The sequence below is a fragment of the Methylobacterium sp. 4-46 genome (assembly GCF_000019365.1).
Taxonomy (GTDB): Bacteria; Pseudomonadota; Alphaproteobacteria; order Rhizobiales; family Beijerinckiaceae; genus Methylobacterium.
In genome coordinates, this window is sequence record NC_010511.1 from 6,491,027 (window position 1) to 6,511,004 (window position 19,978).

The window sequence follows — 19,978 nt, forward strand, 5'->3', positions numbered from 1 at the left end:
GGTCGGCGGCCAGATCGGCCCTAACCTCCTCGTCTCGAACGCTGAAATGGCGCCACTGAAGGGGAGGGGACTCGGATCAGCGACGCCCCCAACGCCCCATCGGCAACTTACCTGAAGCCCCTCATCACCTTGGCTATCGAGACAGGGATGCGTCGTGGCGAGCTCCGCTCCATCACCTGGGTCGACGTGAACCTCAAATCTCGAACTGTGAAGGTGCAGAGGACCAAGAACGGTCACCCACGAACCGTCCCGCTATCCCCAACCGCCATTCAGACCCTCTCGGGGATGGAACGAACCTCTGATCGAGTTTTCCCTGTGTTCCCCGGAGCGGTTGAGTTGGCGTGGAGGCGAATGCGGAGGAGGGCTGCGATCCCTGACCTCCGCTTTCACGATCCGAGGCACGAGGCGGTTTCACGGTTGTTCGAGGCCGGGTTGAGCGTGTCCGAGGTCGCCATGGTCAGTGGGCGTCGAACGCCTGCCATGCTGTTCCGCTACACTCACCCGAAAGCCGAGGATGTGGCCACGAAGTTGGCAGGGAGCCAAGGGATGACTGCCCGAGGCAGGAGATCCTCTACTCGCTCAGGGAAGCCCAGACCGTGATCGCTCTTTGGCAAACCACCGGCAACCGCGTCCGGCCGCATTCGTCCATCGGCTAGAGCATTTTCCGACGAAGTGGATGCCGGTTCGTCGCAGAAAATGCGGCAAGATCAAAGATCGAGAGCGGCACTCGATCACGTTGCAATTGGGTGCCGCTCTCGCGGCCACCCGCGCCCATCACCTTGCCAGATTTGTTCTTCCGGCTATCCATGGCCACACCATGCAGTAAGCTCTAAACCGGCCCGGTTCAAAATACCGGTCAGGCCAATCTTTTCACATTCTTTACTGAGATCTGCCGCACCGTAGCGCTTTGGCTTGAACCGCATCAACCACTTCAGCATCCTGAGATGCGATGGATTAATTATTTCTCAGACGCCTTTTCTAGGGTCAACTGCGGCAGTTCAGATCAGATGAAGGGCAGCAACTCGTCTGAACAAATGCACGGCCGCACAGCACCAAGTCGGACTGAGGAGAACTTATCAGTGTGCTAATCCAGCATGGGCCTTCAGTGTCGGCGGATTAATGGAAGAGCTTGGAAACGCATTGAAGGCGAATATGCCCGAACCACCGGTCAGGATCTGGGCCGCAATAGCATAACCGTACTTTGAAGTGCCGGTATATGTTGAATTGCCACCAAAGCTGAGGATCGCAGAAGGAGCATACAGCGTGCCGTTTAGCGCCATATCCCCCGTTCCACCCAAAGATACAGAAACGTTCGCAGGCGTGCTGCGGGATTGGAAAATCAGAATGCCGGCTTGATCTCCAGAATTTTGAGCAGTTAGCGTGATCGTCCCGCTTCCACTGAGGTTTAAGGTACTGTCCTTATCGAGAAATATAGTAAGACCTGAGCCGGTGATGCTGGTGCTGCCTGTAACACTAATATTGGCAGATTTGAAGTAGTATAAACCCGATTGTAAAGTCACGTTCCCACTCAGGCTAACAGTCCCGGAATAGGTGCAGTTCGTCGGAAAGACACCAGACGAGATCGACGGATTGTTCACTGTGCATACGGGCTGTGCCGGCTCTGGGACATTCGCCAAAGGATCAACGAGCGAGGGACAGTTGATCTTAGGCCAAGGGCTGAACCCGGTACCAGAGTAGTTTCCAACGACGCAGATCTGCGAAGCGGTGATCGAGGATGACCCTCCCGTCCTAGCAGCCGTCGCCGATGACGAGTTGACCTGAATGGGGCAGTTGGTCTGGAGGGCGCTGCTGCCCTTCGTTTGCAGCGAACCGGCGCTGGCCGGCTCGAGCACCATGACGCAGGCACCACCATACTTCACGGCGACGCTGCTCGCAGCCATGTCCACGCTCGATACGCCGAGGATGCCGGCCACGTACGTTAGGACGGCATTGCCGTAGGCGGACGACCGGCGCGTCGTCACCTGCACCGCGTTCTGGCCGATCGCGCTGGGCGTAAACGTTTTCGAGGATGGATCGTAAACTCCAATCTGTATATCTGCACTTGTTGACACTGTTCCAAAACCGACTGGAGTGTTTTTACTGACAAGGTCAAGGGCAGCTGCCATAACAGAGGATGAAGTTGGAAGCGCCATCACTGCACCAAGCGCGGCGGCGTCGGCTATCTTCTGAAGCTTCAGCTTACTGTAGTATAAATTTCCGGAGTCTATCGCCACAGCCGCAAATCCGACGGCGATCAGCATTCCGAACAGGCCGATGATCGATGCGCCGCCTTGCTTGTGCGCGGCGAATGCGACGAACCGCTGCCTCACGACGTTGGCTCCTGCTGCATCACTGCAGTGCAGTTAAAAGATTTTGTTCCATAGATGAGGCTAAAGAACTGCGTCGGCGTTGCCGAACTGAGAGGAACATTTGTTGTGACGGTATACTGGTTCTTGTTAGGATCAGTGCTCGACTGCGAAATTGTAACCGCGGCAGACGCTTGCGCCCACGAAGGCAGACGGAGGGCGATGATGCCGGCAACCTGCGAGGCCGTGATCCGGTTGGTCGCCAGTTGCCGGGCAGCGTCGTTCGTGGCGAACTCTGTGGTGCCAAGGGTGTACATGATCGAGCCGAACTCGATCGACCCCATGACGAGCGCGATCAGGATCGGAGCGACGACCGCGAACTCCGCTGCGGTTGCCCCTCTCTCATCAGATCCAAAACGTCTCATCAAAGGCTCACGCAGAAGTTGTGGATTTCCGCTTTGTACTGTGAAGCCTAAGAACTTAAAACATGTTTAAAGCATTGCAGACTCTCGTATGCGCTCTGATGCCGCCATGAGATCGCCGATATGTCCCATGGCCCGTTCGCTAAACCCCGGCCAGGAACACGGGATCCCTCGCGAGTACGTCGGCGACGGAGCGGAGGGCCTCCAGCCTCCCGGCCAGGGCGCCGCGGAGCGCCGCGATGTGCGGCCCACGGCAGGAGGTCAGGTTCGCTGTCCGCGATCGCTGCCTCGAGAGCTTTGACGAGATCCCGGAGGCGTACGCCTTCACGGCTCGCCTCAACCTCCGGCACCTGCGCGGCACCAAAACCCATGAGGTCGCCTTCGAGGAGCACGATCGCGCGCACGACCACATAAACCTGGGCGACGAGCACGACGCCCACGCCCGCGCCCATGCCGACGCTATTCGGCAGCACTTCGCGGGGCACAGGGTGACGAGCGGGCAAATCGTGCTGTTCGGCCTCACGGGGGTTTGATCTCCACCTGCATCTCGAGCCCGGCATCTCAGCGCACGACGAGCACACGTGCGGCCGCGGCGAGGACGCAGATCAGCACGAAGGCTGCGACGACGACCGCGGCGACAGGTGGCCGACGGCGCCGTCTGATGGTCTTGGGGCTCTCGCGGATCCACCAGTCGCAGGGTCTTTCAGGACGCCAGACCTTCATCAACCCGACGCGGTTGAGTTGGCATGGGGAGAAATGCGGATAAGGGCTGCGATACCTGATCTCCGCTCTCACGATCTGAGGCACGAGGCGGGTTCACGGCTGTTCGAGGCTGGGTTGAGCGTGCCCTAGGTTGCGGTGGTCAGCGGTTATCGGACGCCGGCGATGCTGTTTCGTTATACTCAAAGGCGGAGTTTGTCGCCAAAAAATCTGAATAAGTTCACGATGTATGGACACAGCGGAATCCGGAACCCGATTTTTCGACAGATGCAACGTTCGTTACGGGATTGCAGAGCCTGAACCGCTACTCTCTTCTCGAATACGTCTCGTCTCAGCATCGCTGATCCCGGAAGTCAACGTTCTCACAAGGCGGTCAACGATTTCGTCCTCGATGTCCGCCCACGAACCTTCACGACTTTTAAAGCGATCGGCCCAGATTTGCGCTCCAGTCGAGGCATCAACAAGCTGAGCGTTGATACGAAACCGGCCATCTGCGTGATGCATGGTTCCAGAGAACACGTATCTCACGTCCAATTCCCTTCCGATTTCCTGAGGGTCTACTGGTCTGTTCTGATATCTTAGAGCGATGCTGCTCGATACTATAAAAATCCCGTCGATGCGGGTCAGATCGGATGTGATGTCCGCTGCAATTGCCTCTGCCAAAGAGTCTTCTTTCGAGCCACCGTCAGGATTCTTAAACGGTAAGATTACGACCGACATCCGCGAGGTAATCTCTCTGCGCATTCTACCGGTTTTATCTCCAATGGAGGCAACGCTGATTGCATCTTGCTCATCGCTGCGCATAATCCCCGAAGAAAGTATCGGCTGATCCGACGACAAAAAAGTCACGCCCGTCACCAATAATAATGCTACACGCGAAAATGCGAGCTTGAGAGAACCGGGGCGCCCACTCACCGTCAGGTTTAATATTTTGGTTTCTGCCTGTCGCGCAATGAATTCCGGGGTTATAACGAAAACCTGCACAGCGCGATCCACATTTTTCAGACGAACGAGACCCCAATCGACAGGATCGCATATTATTTTATCGTGAACTTGGTCGAGAGCCGCTCGAGAAAGACAAATTCCCCCACTCGGGGCGATGCCCTCCAGACGGGAAGCAAGATTAACAGCATTTCCGTAAATGTCTCCATCCTGCTCAACAGTGATATCGCCTACACATATGCCCATCCGAAAAAACACACGCCGAGGCTCTTCAGTATTCTCGTTCAGGCTGTGCACGGCACGTTGCAATTCGATCGCGCAACATACAGCGTGGTATGTGCTTGGAAACTCGACTAACACGCCGTCTCCGCTCGATTTTATAACACGACCGCCATGCTGCTTGGTGCTCGGGTAAAGAAGATCGCGGCGGAGAGACCTGAGCAGTGCGAGGGTTCCGGCTTCGTCCCTACACATATGCTGGGTATACCCAACCATGTCGGCCGCCAGAACGGCAGCGACGTGGGGCTCTACACTATATACCAAGTGTAAGCTAGGCTTCGCCATAGCTTGGCCTTTAACGCCCGCTCCATTGACGGAACGGGTAACATAATCTCGCTCTCGCGATTATCAAGTTGGGTCAAATCTTACTGCCCGCGATCAGTCTAGTGAACCTAAGCGATACCGTGACGATCCACTTGTGAGCAAGCGTGACCTTAAGGTATTGCTCTGTGTCAACTCGGCAACGGAAGTCGTGTCTTTGTTCAAATGGACCGTGGATAGCTTGAGTGCGTTGGCGTGCTATAATGCTCGAATGTCGGAAACGTCGTTCAGACCCTACGCGGTCGTCCAGTGTGAGAGAACGGTTCCAAGCCAGATCACGTTCGCCTGCATGATCGGAATAGATAGGCTGCTGAAGCTGGAACTGGATACGACGCGACCTCGGCACACGTTCGTACGACAGGCGTTGAGCGGCTTGAACCAGCGTCTCCTCTCCTTCAAGTCCGACCAGATACCCTTCTTCGGTCGACCACGAGGGTTCGTCGTCAACTACGCGCCCAACCGTGCCGTGCGATACGACCTTAACGGTAAGGCGATGGAGATCATGCCGAGAGAGGTGGTCGTCGGGCGTGGGAAGTTAACGTTCGGTAGGCTAACCTCCGATTAGGCACAGGCCAGGGTGAACAGAGAACGATCTCCATAACTCCACCCTAGCTTTGTTATCCGTGTCAGGCCGGCGATCTCGTCATCTACCCATCCTTGCTGACGCAGGGTGACCTGGAACTTTGAAGCGTTTACCTGTATCGGTTACATTAGAGCCGTCCACCCGGTAGATAGAGAAATCCTGGTCTAAGAAATTTCCGACCAAGAGATATCTTCCATCCGGCGTAAATACTGCAGCTTCTGGCAAGCCACCAGTTTCGAGTCCTTCTTTGATCTTCGTCACGGTTTTACCATCTATTTTCATTACAGTCAAGGTTCCGTTCTTATGGTAGAAGAAGTCTTTCTTTCCGGAATTTGACCCGTTAATGATGACTGCCACCGCCACATCGCCTTTCGGGCTTATCGCAAGTCCTTCAGGTCCATCTCCCACGACGACCTTATCGATAACCCGTGGAGGTGTCGCCTCAAGATCAACAACGCTAACGGTGTCCACGTTTCCGTCCGAAGCCCCGGCAAAGCCATTATCAGCTGTCAGGGCGATCTTACCGTCTGGGCTCACGCTAACATTATATGGCCACAAGCCGACTGGTAGGTCCTGCTTATTATAACTTACCTTCTTGTTGGATTCAATGCTCAGCAAGGCTACCTTATGATTGACGAACTTACTTGCAATGGCCGTCTTTCCGTTCGGGGTGAATTCGACATGGGAGACCAGCTCATCAACGGGCACCTTCTGAGTCAGTTCGACATTCTTCCCATTAATCGAGAGGACACCCACGGCATTCTCGGCGCGGAGCGCAACAAGCGCCATTGTTCCATCGTGACTTATATCGAGGCCGGATGGCTGCTTACCAACCTCAAGAGTTTTAAGGAGCTTCGGCGGGCTGGCCTCAAGATCAATGACGTACAACTTGGTATCCGGAACCTGCTTAAGCGCGTCCCCATCCTTCACGACATCAACGGAATCAGCGACAAGGGCTAAGGTGCCGGACGGGTTTATGGCCAAATTGACGGGAGGGCCGACAACAGAATTCTTCAATGGCAGATTGGCGGCTATCTTCGGATTCTCAGGATCTTCAAGGTCCACAATCAACACGCTGTCACGGCCGCTTGGCGACAACACCGGTTTCCCATTCTCATCCCAGTTCAGTTTCTCGTCATTGCCGACGATCATGTAGGGCTTGGCTGCCACCGGGGGAGCTGCAAGTAATAATAAGGACGCGCAAACAAACAGATTCGCTTTATGGCTCCGCATCGTTTTCTCCCTAATATTCCTTGCCACTGTTATTTTTTTGGCCTGCTCACCTGATCATAGTCGCTCCAGTGAGGCAATGGGTTCAGCGTCCCGTCGACGTAGTGAGCGGTGAGGTGGATACGGACCTTCAGGAGGGGCGCGTTTCATCGTAACATTCGGGCTTGGGGGCTCTCGCCATGGTGCAGGCAGTTGCAGACAGGCGATTGGTCACGATCCTGGTGGCCGATGTGGTGGGCTACTCGCGCCTCATCGGACTGGACGAGAGTGGGACACTGCGACGCCTGAAGGCACTCCGGCGCGAGATCATCGAACCGGCTGTGGTCTCCGCCAAGGGCCGAATCATTAAGACGGTCGGGGACGGGTTCATTGCCGAGTTCGGGAGTGCGGTTCGAGCGGTCTCCTGTGCGGTGGTGATCCAGCAAGGCGTTCCTCGTCACGAGGCCGGGGCAGGTGAGGACCGTGCCCTCCGCCTGCGCATCGGGATCAACCTCGGCGATGTCGTCGTAGAAGCCGACGGGGACCTCTACGGGGACGGCATCAACATCGCGGCAAGGCTCGAGCCCTTGGCCGAGACCGGAGGGATCTGTGTCGCTCAGGCTGTCTAAGACCAAGTGCGGGACCGGCTTGGCTACCCCTTCGAGGATCGCGGCAGGCTCGAGCTCAAGAACATCATGAGGCCGGTCGGGGTGTTCGCTCTCTCAGCCTCGGCCATAGAGGGACTGGGCAGCGTGGCGACGGCTGAGACCCAAGAGGGGGGGTCCAAGCCGAGCAAAAGGCCGTGGAAGGCGATCGGTGCCGGAGCCAGTATCATTACCCTCCTTGCTGCGGGTGGGCTTCTCTGGCGCTCCTACACGGCCCCGACCACGATCCCAGCTGGCCAAACCATCGCTGCCAAGCTGACCGGAGAGGCCAAGGAGGCTCCTCGCCTGTCAATCGTGGTCCTCCCCTTCACGAACCTGAGCAGCGACCCGGAGCAGGAGTTCTTCGCGGACGGTATCACTGAGGATCTGACCACCGATCTGTCCCACCTCGCTGGCAGCTTCGTCATCGCCCGCAACACCGCCTTCACGTACAAGGGCAAAGCGGTCGACGTGAAACAACTCGGTCGCGATCTGGGTGTGCGCTACGTGCTGGAGGGCAGCGTTCGCAGGATTGGGGACAAGATAATCATTAATGCGCAGCTGATCTCTTCCGAGACCGGCTCTCACTTGTGGGCCGATCGGCTTGAAGGGGAGAGGAGTAGACTTGGTGAGTTGCAGGCGGAATTCGTTGCAAGGTTGGCGCGCTCCCTTGATGTCCAGCTGATACAGGAAGAGAGCCTCCGCTCGTTACGGGAGCGACCCAATAATCCTGACGTTGTTGATCTTACCCTCGGAGGATGGGCAGCACTGAATAGACCTCGCAGTAAGGTTAATGTCGCTGAGGCTATAAACCAGTTCGAGCAAGCACTGAGGCTTGATGATGAGTCGCTGCAGGCCGTCGTTGGAATGTCGAGGGCTCTAGCCGTCCGGGCTCGTGCTGGATGGAGTGACAACCCTGTTTCAGAAGCCAACAAGATTGAGGAGATGATTGCCCCTGTCCTTGAGAAGAGGCCTCATAATGCGATGGCTTATTGGTCCAAGGGGCAGGCACTGGCCTTCAAGAAACAGTTCGAACAAGCCATACACGAGTTAGATGCCGCTGTTGATAGCAACGCAAACTTCGCTGATGGTCACGCGTTCTCAGGTCTCCTAAGGATATTCGCAGGGAGGTCGTCCGAGTCGATCCCATATTTCGAGAAAGCAATCCGCCTCAGTCCACGGGATCCGAACCTCAATATCTGGCTGTTCGATATATGTCATGCACACTCTCATATGGGAAATTGGGAGCAAGCGATTGATTGGTGTCATAAAGCGAATGCGATCGCGCCATACTATATGTCTTACATTGATCTTGCAACCTCATATGGGTGGCTAGGGCGTTACGACGAGGCGAAGGCGGCGAACGAAGGGCTACTGAGGCTGATGCCTGGATATACCGTCAAGAAGTGGGCGACGGCTGATTGGTCGAATAATCCTAAGTTCGTCGCCGAATACACGCGAATGGTAGAGGGACTTCGAAGGTCAGGGCTTCAGGAGGAATGATAATATCATTGGTGTAGCGGGCTGAGGGGTGGTGAGACATGCCGGCGATGCTGCCCGATCCTAAGCGCGGCCACAATAGCAGTGGGGCCGAACTCAGTATTGATATGGGTCGGTCGCGCCGGAAGGCCCCCACCCCTGAATAACCAGATGCTAAGCCTCGAACGGGTGGGATGGAACGCGCTCAGGGAGCCGCATACGTGACCACACCGCCGCGACCACCCCGCCTTCGTGTGTCCGTCACGAACCACGCGCAGTTCGAGGATGGTTCAGGGGAGCAGGTGCTGTGCTTTCTCCTCAACCTGTCGAACGAAGGAGCGTGTGTGTCGTTCCCTGATAGCGTGGCTACCCCCGCGCTTCAGCTTTATCCTGGAGCCTATGGGCGATCCACACCCGGCGAAGGTGCACTGGCGGAACGGCAACACGGTCGGCATCAAGTTCGCCGTGGTGCTGACAAGCGGGGCGAGGAGCCGGGTTACGCCCCACCTCATGGGGGCCGACTGAGGCCGCTCCGTCGAGGAGGTAGGCGCTTCTCAACCGCCGATGAACTGCCTCGCGGCGTAGCCTCGACCGATGAGCCGGCTGCGCTCCCGCGTGCGTCTGTCAGCCACCAAGAGGTCGGCCAGAGCATCAGTGACAGCCCACCTCAGCGCGAGTTCCGCATCACCACCCGTGAGCATGAGGTAGGCTGCGACGATGTCCCCGACAGGGCAGGTTGCCGCTGACTCTGGTGTCTCTGATACGCGCTGGTGCAACATAGGTTGTCCCTACCACACTAACTCAGCCGAGGGCTAATCTAAGAACGCACAGATCAGACCTGTGGTTCATTCGAGAGCGGGTAAATCGGTTTCAGCACTATCAGCATGGGAGAGGATGGGGGGACGCGAGTCCCAGCCTGAGCTTAGATGATCTAGAGCATTTTCCGACGAAGTGGATGCCGGTTCGTCGCAGAAAATGCGGCAAGATCAAAGACCTAGAGCTGTACCCGATTGCAACGTGATCGGGTGCTGCTCTAGGGTCAAAACTCAATCAGCTTGACCATGCGAAGGGCCGCTGAGGGTGGACAGCGGCGGTTAGTGACGCGGCAGGAAGCGTACATAGCCCAGTGCCTCCGCCATGGAGCCGGAGATAACATGCGATAGTTGACCTTCGCTCGTGCCCCTGCCTCTTGGATCCATGACGCAGATCGACACGCGATGGCCCTTCGGGGACGGGGAGATGGCAGGGCGCATCCGTGACTTCGACTGGTCGGCAACGCCGCTCGGGCCGATCGCAGACTGGTCGGAGCGCCTGAAGCTGGCAGTCGAACTCATGCTTGCCAGTCCGCTCGTGTCGACACTTGCGTGCGGGCCGCAGCGCCTCCTCCTCTACAACGCCGCGGCCGCCCGGCACTTCGGCGACCACCATCCCGCCGCACTTGGCCGGCCCCTGCCCGATACCTTCTCCGTGGGGTGGGCGACCGTGGCGCCCTACTACGCGCGTGCCTTCGGCGAGACGGTGAAGGTCGGCGGCCAACCTCTTGACACGCGCGGCGAGGGCGTCGCGAAGGATGTGTTCGACGCGCTGCTTGCGCCCGTGCGCGAGAGAGACGGCTCCATCGCCTACGTTCAGATGACTGGTGCAGAAGTGGGCGACCGCGCGCGGATGGAGGCGGCGTTGCGCGAGAGCGAGACGCGGCACCGCCTTCTGATCGAGAGCTGGGCGCAAGCCGTGTGGGAGACCGATGCCCATGGCATCGTCGTCGCCGACAGCCCGAGCTGGCGTGCCTATACTGGCCAGACCGTGGAGGAGTGGCTTGGATACGGTTGGTTGGACGCGATCCATCCCGACGACCGCGCCTTCGCCGAACACCAATGGCGCGAGGCAATCGCAGCTCGCCGGCTCGTCAACGCCGAGTTCCGTCTTCGTGCCCCCGATGGTGGGTGGCGTTGGACCAACGTCCGCGCTGCTCCCGTGCTCGATGCGGGAGGGAACATCGAGAGGTGGGCGGGCCTGAACATCGACATCGACGACTGCAAGCGCGCCGAGGCGATGCAACGCGAGAGCGAGGAGAAATACCGCTCCCTCTTCGAGTCCATGGACGAGGCCTACGCCGTGATCGAGGTGCTCCAGGACGGCGCCGGCAAGTGGGTGGATTTCCGGTTCCTCAATGTGAACCGCGCCTTCGTGAAGCATACGTCGATGCCCTACCCCGTGGGCAAGACAGCGACGGAGCTACTTGGGTCACCGAACCCGCGCTGGACGGAACTCTATGGCCAGGCGCTCGATACCGGCGAGCCGATCCGGATCGAAGAAACCGAACATACGCTCGGCCGCACGTTCGACCTCAACATCTTCACCTTGGATGGGGCCCAGAACCAAGTCGCCGTTCTCTTCACCGACATCACCGCACGCAAGCGCGCCGAGGCTGCGTTGCGCGAGGGTGAGGAGCGGCAGGCGTTCCTGCTGAAGCTCAGCGACGCGCTGCGCCCCATCGGTGACGCGCAAACGTTGCGAGCAACGGCCTGCCGCATGTTGGGCGAGGGCCTGTCCGCCTCGCGCGTGTACTACGTGGGGTACGAGCCGCAGGCGGGCTACGGACAGGTTGCGGACGACTATTTGGTGGATGGTCTGCCGAGCCTCGCCGGGCAGTACCCGTTCGAGGCGTTTCGCGCGACCTACGGGCGTATCGCGGACGGCGCCACCTGGATCGTTCCCAACGTGTGGGAGGCCACCGACCTGCCCGAGCACGAACGTGAGTATTACGCCGCGCAAGATGTGAGCGCTTGGGTCAGCGTGCCCTTGGCGAAGGACGGGACACTAGAGGCGGCGCTCTGCATCGTGCAGTCTTCGGCGCGAGGATGGACCCCGGTTGAGATCGCCCTCGTTGAGGAGACAGCAGAACGCTTGTGGTCAGCGATCCAGCGTGACCGCGCGGAGACGGCGCTGCGCGAGAGCGAGCAACGCTTCCAGCAGTTCGCTCGTGACTCCTCCGCCGGTCTCTGGATCAGGGTAGCCGAGACCCTGGAGATGGAGTTCGTCAGCCCTGCTGTCGGCGCCATCTACGGCATGGAGCCGGACGCCTTGCTCGGTGATGTGAAGCGCTGGGCTTCGGTAATAGTACCGGAGGAGCGCGAGGCAGCGATGGGGCACCTGCAGGCAGCACGCGCCGGCAACACGTCCGTTCATGAGTTCCGCATCCAACGCCCTTCCGATGGCGCCTTTCGCTGGATCAGGAACACGGACTTCCCGTTGCGCGACGACGGCTACATCCCCCGCGTGGGCGGCATCGCCGAGGACATCACCGAGACGCAACGGCTCAACGAGCACCAGGGTGTGCTGCTGCATGAGTTGCAGCACCGGGTTCGCAACATCATGGGCATGGTGACCCTCCCTCGAGTTGGTGGACGCCTCTGATCCGCTCGTGGGGAGCGAGGAAGGCGTTCAATGGCGACGAAGGCGCGACGGGCGTTCACCCCCGAATTCAAGCGCGAGGCGGTGGCCCTCCTGGAGAGCAGCGGGCGCCCGCAGATGCAGATCGCGGCGGAACTTGGCATCCAGCCCTCGATGCTGCGCAACTGGCGCGCTGTTCTCACCGGCGAGGCGCCCCGCTCGCGGGCGGCCGCTCCGGCAGCACAGCCCTCCTCACCCGTGGCCTCACCCGCCGAGCAGGCTGCTGAGATCGCCTCGCCCCGCATGCACGCGGCTTTGCGTGCCGAGGGCCGGGGCGTCAGCCGTGGTCGCATCGAGCGGCTCATGCGGCGACACGGCATCCGCGCCACGGCGGCAGGCCGCGACCGGCCCGGCACGACCGACAGCCGTCACGGCCTGCCGGTTGCCCCCAACCTGCTCGAGCAGCGCTTCACCGCCTCGGCTCCCAACCAGATCTGGCTGGCGGACATCACCTACGTGCCACCGGTGAGGGCTGGCTCTCCCTCGCCGCCGTTCTCGATCTCGCGACGCGCAAGGTCGCGGGCTGGGCGATGCGCGAGCATCTCCGCACGGAGCTGGCAGCAGCCGCTCTCCTGATGGCCGTTCAGCGGCAGCGCCCCGCGCCGGGGCTGATCCAACACACCGACCGCGGCTGCCAATATGCGTCGGGAGAGTACCGGCGGCTCCTGGACGCGGCAGGCCTCAAGGCCTCCATGAGCCGACGTGGCAACGGCCTGGACAACGCACCGATGGAGAGCTTCTTCCACACGCTTAAGGTCGAGCTCGTCCATCAGCGCCGCTGGGCAACCCGGGACGAGGCGCGGCGCGAGCTCTTCTCCGACAGCGAGGGCTACGCCAATCGGCAACGGATCCACTCGGCCCTCGGATATACGACACCCGAGCAGGCCGAGCGGCAGATGGTGAGCTAACTGCGTCCACCGAAACGCTGGAGGATCATCCCGGGTGACCGGCGAACGGAACCCCGTGCGGATCCTGTCTCGACGCAGCGGCGCGGGCGCTTTCCGGCGGCGAAGCGCCGGACCGGACGACGGCGCCGGTCCCGCCGCCCGGAACCAGCGGGCCGGACGGCAACCATCTCACCCAGGGTCGGCACGGCAAGCGATCCGGATTCTCGGGCAGATCCGACTCGATCATGGCCCATTCACCAAGCGTTCACCCGGCTCGATGATGCCTGAACGTGCATTCGTGCTGCCGGTGCGCCGCGAGGACGATGCCGCCTCCGGCGATCTGGGCATGGACCTGAAGTCGGATTATATTTACCTTTGGTCATCTCCCTGCGCGAAGGGCGTGCGGAGCCGAATGAAGCACGCTCCAGCCGTTCGGAACGGGCTGTCCCCGTCGCGAACGAGGATCGGGAGTTACGACGTGACCGCCGCCCAGCGCTTCGAGAGAGCCGTGTCCCTCATGCACGCGGGAGAGCATCGCGCCTCCCTCGACATCGCGGACGCCCTCCTCTCCGAGAATCCTCGCGATGCGCGCGCCAATCTGCTGTCCGCCCGCATGCTGCACATCGCGGGCCGCCACGCCGAGGCGCGGCGGCGGCTCGACGGCATCGCGGTCGAGGGCCATCCCGAGCGCGAACGCCTGGAGAACGATATCCGGGTGATGCGGGAATTCGGCCTGTTCCAGGAGGCCTTCCCGCGCGACGCGGCGATCGGAATGGCGCGCGCGCGCGAGCGCGCTCCGGCGCACCTGCGAGCGGGCGCCGTCGCCGACGCGATCGCCGCCGCGCTCCGCGAGCGGCGGGGCTTCAGCCTGATCCGCATCGGCGACGGCGAAGGCGCGTTCGTCTCCCTCGGCGCCGAGGACGAGGCGCGCTTCGCGGCCCTCTACGCCCACAACCGGCGCGATCGGGCCCAGATCTGGTTCGGGGGCGCCGTCGACCCCAACGCGGATCCGTGGATCTCGCAGGCCAGGACGATCACGGACGCGATCGCCGAAGCGGACATCGTGGGTCTGCCCTACCCGAGCTGGCTGGAGCACGAATACCGCATCGCCAGCATCACGGGCATCTCCGCGCTCACCAACGCGCTGCGCGCGTCCCGGGCAACCAACGGGCACACGTGCACGCAGCTGATCCATGTCGAACTGCACAATGCCGGCCTGATCCAAGACCTGCTGCGAGGGCAGAGGACAATCGGGCTGATCTCCTGCCACCAGGAATTGACTCGGTTGCTCCCCGAGGCGTTCGGCATCGCGGACATCGAGTTTCACCACGTCCCGGGGGAGAAGGGACACGACCACCTGCTGCCGGACTCGGCGACGCGGGGCGAGCATTGGCCGACCCGCTTCCGCCAGATCATGGCCGATTTGTCCTCGCGGTCTCTTCACGGCAGGCTGTTCGTCGTGGCGGCCGGCATCCTCGGCAAGTTCTACTGCAACCAGATCCGCCGAGCCGGCGGCGTTGCGGTCGATCTGGGCTCGATCGCCGACGGCTGGGTCGGCATCGTCTCGCGCCCGGGCATGTCGGCCGACCTTCACCTGTCCCGGACCGCGCGCCCGAGCGCCCCGCCGAACGACCCGCCGAGCGATCTGGCGCTCGGGGCTTTCGTGCGGGACATCCTGGAAAGCGGGAGCAAGACCGCGCTGGACGGATCCTTCGTGGCCGAGGTCGGCGATCTGGTCGACCAGCACTCCACGCGCATCATGGCGCCGGAGGAGATGCTGGCCGAAGCCTACCAACCGGACCGACGCCGCCTGCTCGATTACCGGTGCGGAACGGGCGGCTGGCGGCAGGCGATCGAGGGAATGGGCTACGCGTGGCGCGGCGTGAACTATCTCGCGGGCATGGCCGAAGGCGTCCGCGCCGAAGCCCGTGCCGAGACGGGCATCGATTTCTACGATGGAACGGCGCTCCCTTACCCCGATTCATCCTTCGACGTCGTCTTCTCGTTTCAAGTCTTCGAGCACGTTCACGTCCCTCGCGCAGCGCTGTCGGAGATCGCGCGCGTCCTCAAGCCCGGCGGGCGCCTGATCGGATCCGTCAGCTATCTCGAGCAGTTTCATGACTATTCCACCTTCAATTTTACTCCATATGGATTGAAATTGGCAGCGCAAAGCGCCGGACTGCGTCTGTCCCGGGTCTATCCGAGCTACGATGTTTTCACCTGGATGGGACGGCGGCTTCTGATCGTCACCAGGAGCCGGGACGACAACAAGCTGTCGGCCATGCTGTCACGAGAAAACGTCATTCATGAAGAGTTTCTGAAATACGGCGCTCGCATGGGACACACGCCGGCGGAGATCAACCTGATACGGCTGATGTTCTCGGCACACTTCTCGTTTCTCATCACGAAGCCCGACCGTGGAGGCGGCTCCCACGACGCGGATGGGGATGCTTCACGATCGCGGTGATGCGGGATCCGCTTCGATCAAGCGGAGCCCGGATCACTGGTCGGACCAGGGATCGTAGGCGGCCGGCCGGCCCGCGCGCAGCAGCAGCACGGGCCGGGCGCTCCGCTCGAAGCCGTCCACCGGGCGCGTCCAGGCCTCCGGCCCGGCCCCGTCCTCCTCGTAGAAGTCGAGGGGCCGCGGCCCCGCCAGCCTCCGGGCCGGCCCCTGGTGCCGGCGCGCCACGAGCCCGCCCCCGCCCTCCTCGATCACGATGCGGGTGCGGCCCAGGCCCTCGCGGCCGACCAGGGCGAAGAGGGTCGCGGCGTTGCGCACGCTCAGGCGCACGCAGCCGTGGGAGGCGCGGCGGCCGAGCGCGCGGCCGTGGCTCGTCCCGTGGATGGCGTGGCCCGCCTGCGTGAAGAAGAGCGAGAAGGGCATGGGCGCGTCGTCCCACTCCCGCGAGACGTGCTGCCGCTCCATCCGGAAGGGACGGAACGACCCGCTCGGGGTCTCGTGGGCCGGCAGGCCGGTCGAGACCGGCCACAGGTAGCGGGGCTGCCCGTCGACGCTCACCGCCATGCGCTGGGCGGTCTTGTCGATCCGGATCGTCACCTCGGCCCGGGCGGCCGAGAGCAGGCCCATCAGGAGGAGACTCGACAGGAGAACCAGGAGGCGGGGACGCATGGCTGACCTCGGCAGGGGGCCGCGGTATGACGGTCTTCCCCGGCCCCCGGTTCCCGGCAATCCGCATCGCGCCCGGATGCGGCGCCTCGCCCCGGCTCAGGGCGCGTCGCCCCGGGCGAGCAGGATCTCCGTCATGCGCTCCTGCTCGGCGTCGCGCAGCGCCGCGATCCGCGCCGCCTGCTCGACCCGCGCGACCTCCTCCGCCTCCTCGTCGTGCTGGTCCGCCATCCGGCTCCTCCGCTCCCAGGCTCGCCGGGGGGCCGTCGGCCCGCCTCCTGCGAGAACATAAAGAGAACAGATGGAGCGTCGGGCGGCGGCCCGCAAGCGGCCCGTCGCGTGGGCGCGTTGGGCGACAGCCCGCAGGCGGCCCGTCGCGTGGGTGGTTGGGCGGCGGCCCGCAGGCGGTCCGCCGCCCGGGCGCGTCAGCCGCACATCCGGCGGTAGCGGCGGCAATTGCCGGCGCCCTGCTCGCCGAGTTCCTCCTTGTGCAGGCAGGCCTGCCGCAATTCGCGGCACATGCCGCGGCGGCGCCCGCCCTCCTCGGAATAGCCGCGGCGATAGCCGGGCGGGCCGCGGCCGTCGTCGATGCGCACGCCGCCCGGCCCGATCGAGAGGCCCTGGGCGAGACTCGCCCCCGGGCCGGCGATGATGGTGGAGAACGCAACCACTCCGAGCAGGAACCGTCTCATCTCTGCCCTCCCTAGCGTTTCGCGCGTCGCGCGTGGGCCCTTCAACGCGCGCCCTGCTGGGAAGTTTCCAGGCCGGGCGGGGCCCGGCGAGGTTCGAGGACGGAGCCTTTCGCCCGCCGGGATCAGGCGGCCCGGCGCGGCGTCAGCAGGGCCGCGACCTCGCTCCAGCCGCGCAGGACGCCGTAGAGAAGGGCCGGCCAGGCGAAGAGCACCACGGCGGCGGGCAGGGACCAGTGCCACCCCACCACCGCCCCGAGGATGCCGGCCACCGATCCCACGTAGCGGAAATAGAAGAACGGGATCGCCACCAGGAAGGCGAGCGGCCAGGGCAGGCCCAGGACCTGGATCAGCCCGGCCTGCACGGCCAGCAGGTTGGTCACCCCCATGACGAGGAAGACCCCGAAGGCCAGCTTCTGCTGCATCCCACCCCCCGTGGCCGATTCGCGCGCGGCCCTTATCTTGGTGCAGAGAGCACGGCCCGGTCCGCGGGGCAAGCGGAGGCGGGCGCTCCGCCGCCGGTGCGGGTGCCGGCGAACCCGGAGCGTGTCTTTAGGGTTGGTTGAGGGACGGGCCGCATGGTGGCCCGGTGGAGGGTCGGTCATGGCCATAACGGGTCGCTTCAACTTCCGCCGCACCCTGACCGGCAAGCTGGTGCTGCAGGTCGAGGCCGTCCGCCCGGGCTGGTGGCCCTTCGGCAAGACCTCGTCGCCGGGCCATGTCTGGCGCGACGCCACCATGGCGGACCTCGCGGCGATCGAGCTCCAGCCGCTGCTCAACCTGCGCGGCAATCCGGGCTACACGCCCCGCAGCCCGGTGATCTTCATGATGCACCCGGACAAGCCGGCCACCCCGCCGAGCGCCGAGGTGGTCACCCTCGCCTCCCACCGGGCCGCGAGCCAAGGGAGCTGAGGGCGCGGGCCGAGGCGCGGCCGAGCGCAACGCCGGCGGGGCTGCGGTGTTGTTGGGGACCGGCCGACGGAGCCGCGATCGCCCGGAGGGACACGCCCACATGGTCATGACTTCCGTGAACCAGGCCGTCATCGAGACCCTGTCGCGCCAGATCGTCGGCGCCTATCTGGCCGCCGCGGGCCAGGCCGACACGGCGAGCCGGACGAGGCTGATCGAGGAGGTGGCCCACGCCCTCGCGGCGCCGGTGGGCCGCCGCGCCCTGGCCGAGGAGGGGCCGGACGAGGTCAACGCCGCCCTGGCCGACTGGGAGGCGCGGGAGGGCCGCCCGTTCGGTCTCAGGCTGATCGAGATCGATCAGGCCCAGGCCACCGTCACCATGGCCTGACAGCGGCGGTCATGTCCCATGACCGTTCCCACGACCGTCGATCCTCTCGCAGTCCCGGCACGCGCCAATCGCGCGTGCCGGGACTGCGAGAGGATCGACGGCCCGATGCGTCCGCATCCTGGGCCGTCCGGACGGATCGGCGCCGGATCCGAACAGGCCGCGCGGAACCCGGATCAGGCGCCCGCGCAGTCCAGCAGGAGGCGGGCGGTGGCCTCGGGCGCGCTCACCATGGCGTCGTGCCCCGTCGCGAGGTCGGCGAAGCGCCAGCCCGGCTGGCGCCGGACCCACTCCTTCACGCCGTCGAGGGCCGGGTAGGTGGGGGCGGTGCAATCCACGTAGGTGCGCGGCAGCCCGTTGCCGACCGGGTTGCGCAGGACGAGCGGGCTCTCGTAGGTGCCGAGCGGGTGGGGCGTCAGGCGCCGGGCGAGCCAGGCGGCGTCGGCGGGATCGAACACCCCGAAGGCCTCGGGGGGCGGCACCGGCAGGCTCACGCCCCCGCTCGTCTCGGCGGCGGCCCGGCGCCGGGCGGCGGCGAGGTCCGGCGGCACCGCGTCGAAGGGCGCGCGCCCGGGCTCGACCAGCATCGCGTCGAGGAGGACGAGGTGGCGGATCCGCTCCGGCATCGCGTCGGCGACGCCGCTGACCGGGAGCCCGCCGAAGGAATGGCCGACGAGCACGACGTCGTCGAGCTCCTCCGCGACGATCAGGCCCGCCACGTCCCGCACGAAGGTGTCGAGGGTGACGGCGCGGGAGAGGAGATGCGCCCGCTCGCCGAGCCCGGTGCAGGTCGGGGCGAAGACGCGGTGGCCCCGCCCGCGCAGCAGGTCGGCCACCCGCCGCCAGCACCAGCCGCCGTGCCACGCCCCGTGCACCAGCACGAAGGCCGGTCGCTCCCGCTCCGCCATGCGCCCCTCCCGGCCGGGGCGGCGCCGCGCCGCCCGGGCCCCACCCAAGCGCGCGCGGCGCCGGAGCGCAAGGCGGGGCGCCCGCGGCGGGCGCAGCCGCCCTCACTCCTCGTCGGCGGCGGGACGGCTGGCGCGGGCCGCGAGCAGCCGCTCCAGCGCCTGGAACTCGCGCAGGGCGTCGCGGGTGCGGCCCGCCGCGCAGGCGCCCTCGGCGGCCTGCTTCCACAGCAGCAACTCGTTGAAGGCGGCCTGGCCCGGGGCCGCGCCGATCCGGGCCCGGCGGGCAATCTCGGCCTCCATCAGGGTGCGGACCTCGTGCCCCGCATTCCGGCACAGGTCGGCCCCGGCCGGCAGGGCGGCCTGGGACACCGGCGGCGTGCTCAGCATCATCAGCCAGAACCCCGCCGTGGCGAGGCCGAGCGCCGCCGCCGCCGCCCCGAGCGCGGCGCGCAGGCGCCGGCCCATCCGGGCCGGGCGATCCGTCCGCTCGAAGGCCGGGAGCGCCTCGACGGCCTCGGCGCAGCAATGGGTGTAATGAACCGATCCGTCACAGTGACGGTGAGGCCAAGCAATCTGCATGACACGCCCCTGATCTCGGGCAAGCGCGGCAGCATTCTGCGTCGCTCGCAATCGGCGTCGTCCGCCTCAATAGCGCCGCTGTGGCGGAAATGATGTGTCCTGGCGCACATTGCGCGGGCATTCGCGCGTCGTTTGC

General features: G+C 63.6%; 17 protein-coding genes and 3 pseudogenes. 10 read left to right on the forward strand and 10 right to left on the reverse strand.

The features are described from left to right. Positions 1-75 precede the first annotated feature (75 nt). Together M446_RS36010 and M446_RS39285 are read left to right on the forward strand one after the other, a co-directional pair. Positions 76-498 (forward strand): annotated as a pseudogene (locus tag M446_RS36010) (site-specific integrase); the annotation flags it as partial. 8 nt (positions 499-506) lie between these two features. Next, a pseudogene (locus M446_RS39285) lies at positions 507-653 on the forward strand (integrase core domain-containing protein); the annotation flags it as partial. A gap of 423 nt (positions 654-1,076) precedes the next feature. Here M446_RS39285 and M446_RS36015 read toward each other — a convergent pair. Continuing rightward, a complete protein-coding gene (locus M446_RS36015; RefSeq protein ID WP_012335565.1) occupies positions 1,077-2,330 on the reverse strand; it encodes a TadG family pilus assembly protein in 1,254 nt (417 codons plus the stop codon). Then, positions 2,327-2,731: a TadE/TadG family type IV pilus assembly protein gene (locus tag M446_RS28515; RefSeq protein ID WP_012335566.1), complete on the reverse strand. Its 405-nt coding sequence runs from the start codon at positions 2,729-2,731 to the stop codon at positions 2,327-2,329. Before M446_RS28515 ends, M446_RS36015 begins: the two co-directional genes overlap by 4 nt. Positions 2,732-2,967: 236 nt before the next feature. Here M446_RS28515 and M446_RS28520 point away from each other — a divergent pair, with 236 nt between their 5' ends. Continuing rightward, positions 2,968-3,261 (forward strand): hypothetical protein, encoded by a 294-nt coding sequence (locus tag M446_RS28520; RefSeq protein ID WP_043701738.1) that lies wholly within the window; start codon positions 2,968-2,970, stop codon positions 3,259-3,261. Between the two features lie 466 nt (positions 3,262-3,727). On the opposite strand, the gene M446_RS36020 is transcribed toward M446_RS28520, so the two are convergent. Beyond that, the gene (locus tag M446_RS36020; protein WP_012335567.1) at positions 3,728-4,954 is read right to left on the reverse strand and encodes an adenylate/guanylate cyclase domain-containing protein; all 1,227 of its coding nucleotides are present in this window, start codon (positions 4,952-4,954) and stop codon (positions 3,728-3,730) included. 679 nt (positions 4,955-5,633) lie between these two features. After that, positions 5,634-6,743, reverse strand: a complete 1,110-nt coding sequence (locus M446_RS36025; protein WP_265576453.1) for a YncE family protein — start codon at positions 6,741-6,743, stop codon at positions 5,634-5,636. 239 nt (positions 6,744-6,982) lie between these two features. Here M446_RS36025 and M446_RS39520 point away from each other — a divergent pair, with 239 nt between their 5' ends. From M446_RS39520 to M446_RS28565, 5 genes and pseudogenes are all read left to right on the forward strand, one after another. Next, positions 6,983-7,411 carry an adenylate/guanylate cyclase domain-containing protein gene (locus M446_RS39520; RefSeq protein ID WP_322597451.1) on the forward strand — a complete coding sequence of 143 codons (429 nt, stop codon included), beginning with the start codon at positions 6,983-6,985 and terminating at the stop codon, positions 7,409-7,411. A gap of 6 nt (positions 7,412-7,417) precedes the next feature. Continuing rightward, entirely contained in the window at positions 7,418-8,929 is a 1,512-nt protein-coding gene (locus M446_RS28535) for a tetratricopeptide repeat protein (protein WP_322597452.1), read from the forward strand. 1,173 nt (positions 8,930-10,102) lie between these two features. After that, positions 10,103-12,322 (forward strand): PAS domain S-box protein, encoded by a 2,220-nt coding sequence (locus M446_RS38615; protein ID WP_012335570.1) that lies wholly within the window; start codon positions 10,103-10,105, stop codon positions 12,320-12,322. 30 nt (positions 12,323-12,352) lie between these two features. Further along, a pseudogene (locus tag M446_RS28560) lies at positions 12,353-13,266 on the forward strand (IS3 family transposase). Between the two features lie 457 nt (positions 13,267-13,723). After that, positions 13,724-15,712: a class I SAM-dependent methyltransferase gene (locus M446_RS28565; RefSeq protein ID WP_043701747.1), complete on the forward strand. Its 1,989-nt coding sequence runs from the start codon at positions 13,724-13,726 to the stop codon at positions 15,710-15,712. A 33-nt stretch (positions 15,713-15,745) separates the two neighbouring features. Here M446_RS28565 and M446_RS28570 read toward each other — a convergent pair whose 3' ends face one another. The 4 genes from M446_RS28570 to M446_RS28580 all read right to left on the reverse strand — a co-directional run bounded on the left by M446_RS28570 (position 15,746) and on the right by M446_RS28580 (position 17,486). Beyond that, positions 15,746-16,375: a L,D-transpeptidase gene (locus tag M446_RS28570; RefSeq protein ID WP_012335572.1), complete on the reverse strand. Its 630-nt coding sequence runs from the start codon at positions 16,373-16,375 to the stop codon at positions 15,746-15,748. Between the two features lie 96 nt (positions 16,376-16,471). After that, complete coding sequence (locus M446_RS39300) at positions 16,472-16,603, reverse strand: hypothetical protein (RefSeq protein ID WP_012335573.1); 132 nt, start codon at positions 16,601-16,603, stop codon at positions 16,472-16,474. A gap of 194 nt (positions 16,604-16,797) precedes the next feature. Beyond that, on the reverse strand, positions 16,798-17,064 hold the full coding sequence (locus M446_RS28575; RefSeq protein ID WP_012335574.1) for a hypothetical protein: 267 nt from the start codon (positions 17,062-17,064) through the stop codon (positions 16,798-16,800). A gap of 122 nt (positions 17,065-17,186) precedes the next feature. Next, positions 17,187-17,486, reverse strand: coding sequence for a hypothetical protein (locus tag M446_RS28580; RefSeq protein ID WP_012335575.1), 300 nt, complete (start codon positions 17,484-17,486; stop codon positions 17,187-17,189). 178 nt (positions 17,487-17,664) lie between these two features. Here M446_RS28580 and M446_RS28585 point away from each other — a divergent pair, with 178 nt between their 5' ends. Both M446_RS28585 and M446_RS28590 read left to right on the forward strand, forming a co-directional pair. Next, on the forward strand, positions 17,665-17,973 hold the full coding sequence (locus M446_RS28585; RefSeq protein WP_012335576.1) for a hypothetical protein: 309 nt from the start codon (positions 17,665-17,667) through the stop codon (positions 17,971-17,973). A gap of 100 nt (positions 17,974-18,073) precedes the next feature. Next, positions 18,074-18,358: a hypothetical protein gene (locus M446_RS28590; protein ID WP_012335577.1), complete on the forward strand. Its 285-nt coding sequence runs from the start codon at positions 18,074-18,076 to the stop codon at positions 18,356-18,358. Positions 18,359-18,531: 173 nt separating this feature from the next. Here the strand turns inward: M446_RS28590 and M446_RS28595 are convergent, their stop codons facing one another. Next, positions 18,532-19,263, reverse strand: a complete 732-nt coding sequence (locus M446_RS28595; protein WP_012335578.1) for an alpha/beta fold hydrolase — start codon at positions 19,261-19,263, stop codon at positions 18,532-18,534. A 102-nt stretch (positions 19,264-19,365) separates the two neighbouring features. Next, positions 19,366-19,842, reverse strand: coding sequence for a hypothetical protein (locus M446_RS28600; protein WP_236728865.1), 477 nt, complete (start codon positions 19,840-19,842; stop codon positions 19,366-19,368). Positions 19,843-19,978: the final 136 nt, after the last annotated feature.

Bases quoted from the DNA above. Each gene is read 5' to 3' on its own strand.
- M446_RS28515 (WP_012335566.1), bottom strand. From the start codon at position 2,731: ATGAGACGTTTTGGATCTGATGAGAGAGGGGCAACCGCAGCGGAGTTC.
- M446_RS28520 (WP_043701738.1), top strand. From the start codon at position 2,968: ATGTGCGGCCCACGGCAGGAGGTCAGGTTCGCTGTCCGCGATCGCTGC.
- M446_RS36020 (WP_012335567.1), bottom strand. From the start codon at position 4,954: ATGGCGAAGCCTAGCTTACACTTGGTATATAGTGTAGAGCCCCACGTC.
- M446_RS39520 (WP_322597451.1), top strand. From the start codon at position 6,983: ATGGTGCAGGCAGTTGCAGACAGGCGATTGGTCACGATCCTGGTGGCC.
- M446_RS38615 (WP_012335570.1), top strand. From the start codon at position 10,103: ATGACGCAGATCGACACGCGATGGCCCTTCGGGGACGGGGAGATGGCA.
- M446_RS28570 (WP_012335572.1), bottom strand. From the start codon at position 16,375: ATGCGTCCCCGCCTCCTGGTTCTCCTGTCGAGTCTCCTCCTGATGGGC.
- M446_RS39300 (WP_012335573.1), bottom strand. From the start codon at position 16,603: ATGGCGGACCAGCACGACGAGGAGGCGGAGGAGGTCGCGCGGGTCGAG.
- M446_RS28575 (WP_012335574.1), bottom strand. From the start codon at position 17,064: ATGAGACGGTTCCTGCTCGGAGTGGTTGCGTTCTCCACCATCATCGCC.
- M446_RS28580 (WP_012335575.1), bottom strand. From the start codon at position 17,486: ATGCAGCAGAAGCTGGCCTTCGGGGTCTTCCTCGTCATGGGGGTGACC.
- M446_RS28585 (WP_012335576.1), top strand. From the start codon at position 17,665: ATGGCCATAACGGGTCGCTTCAACTTCCGCCGCACCCTGACCGGCAAG.
- M446_RS28590 (WP_012335577.1), top strand. From the start codon at position 18,074: ATGGTCATGACTTCCGTGAACCAGGCCGTCATCGAGACCCTGTCGCGC.
- M446_RS28595 (WP_012335578.1), bottom strand. From the start codon at position 19,263: ATGGCGGAGCGGGAGCGACCGGCCTTCGTGCTGGTGCACGGGGCGTGG.
- M446_RS28600 (WP_236728865.1), bottom strand. From the start codon at position 19,842: ATGCAGATTGCTTGGCCTCACCGTCACTGTGACGGATCGGTTCATTAC.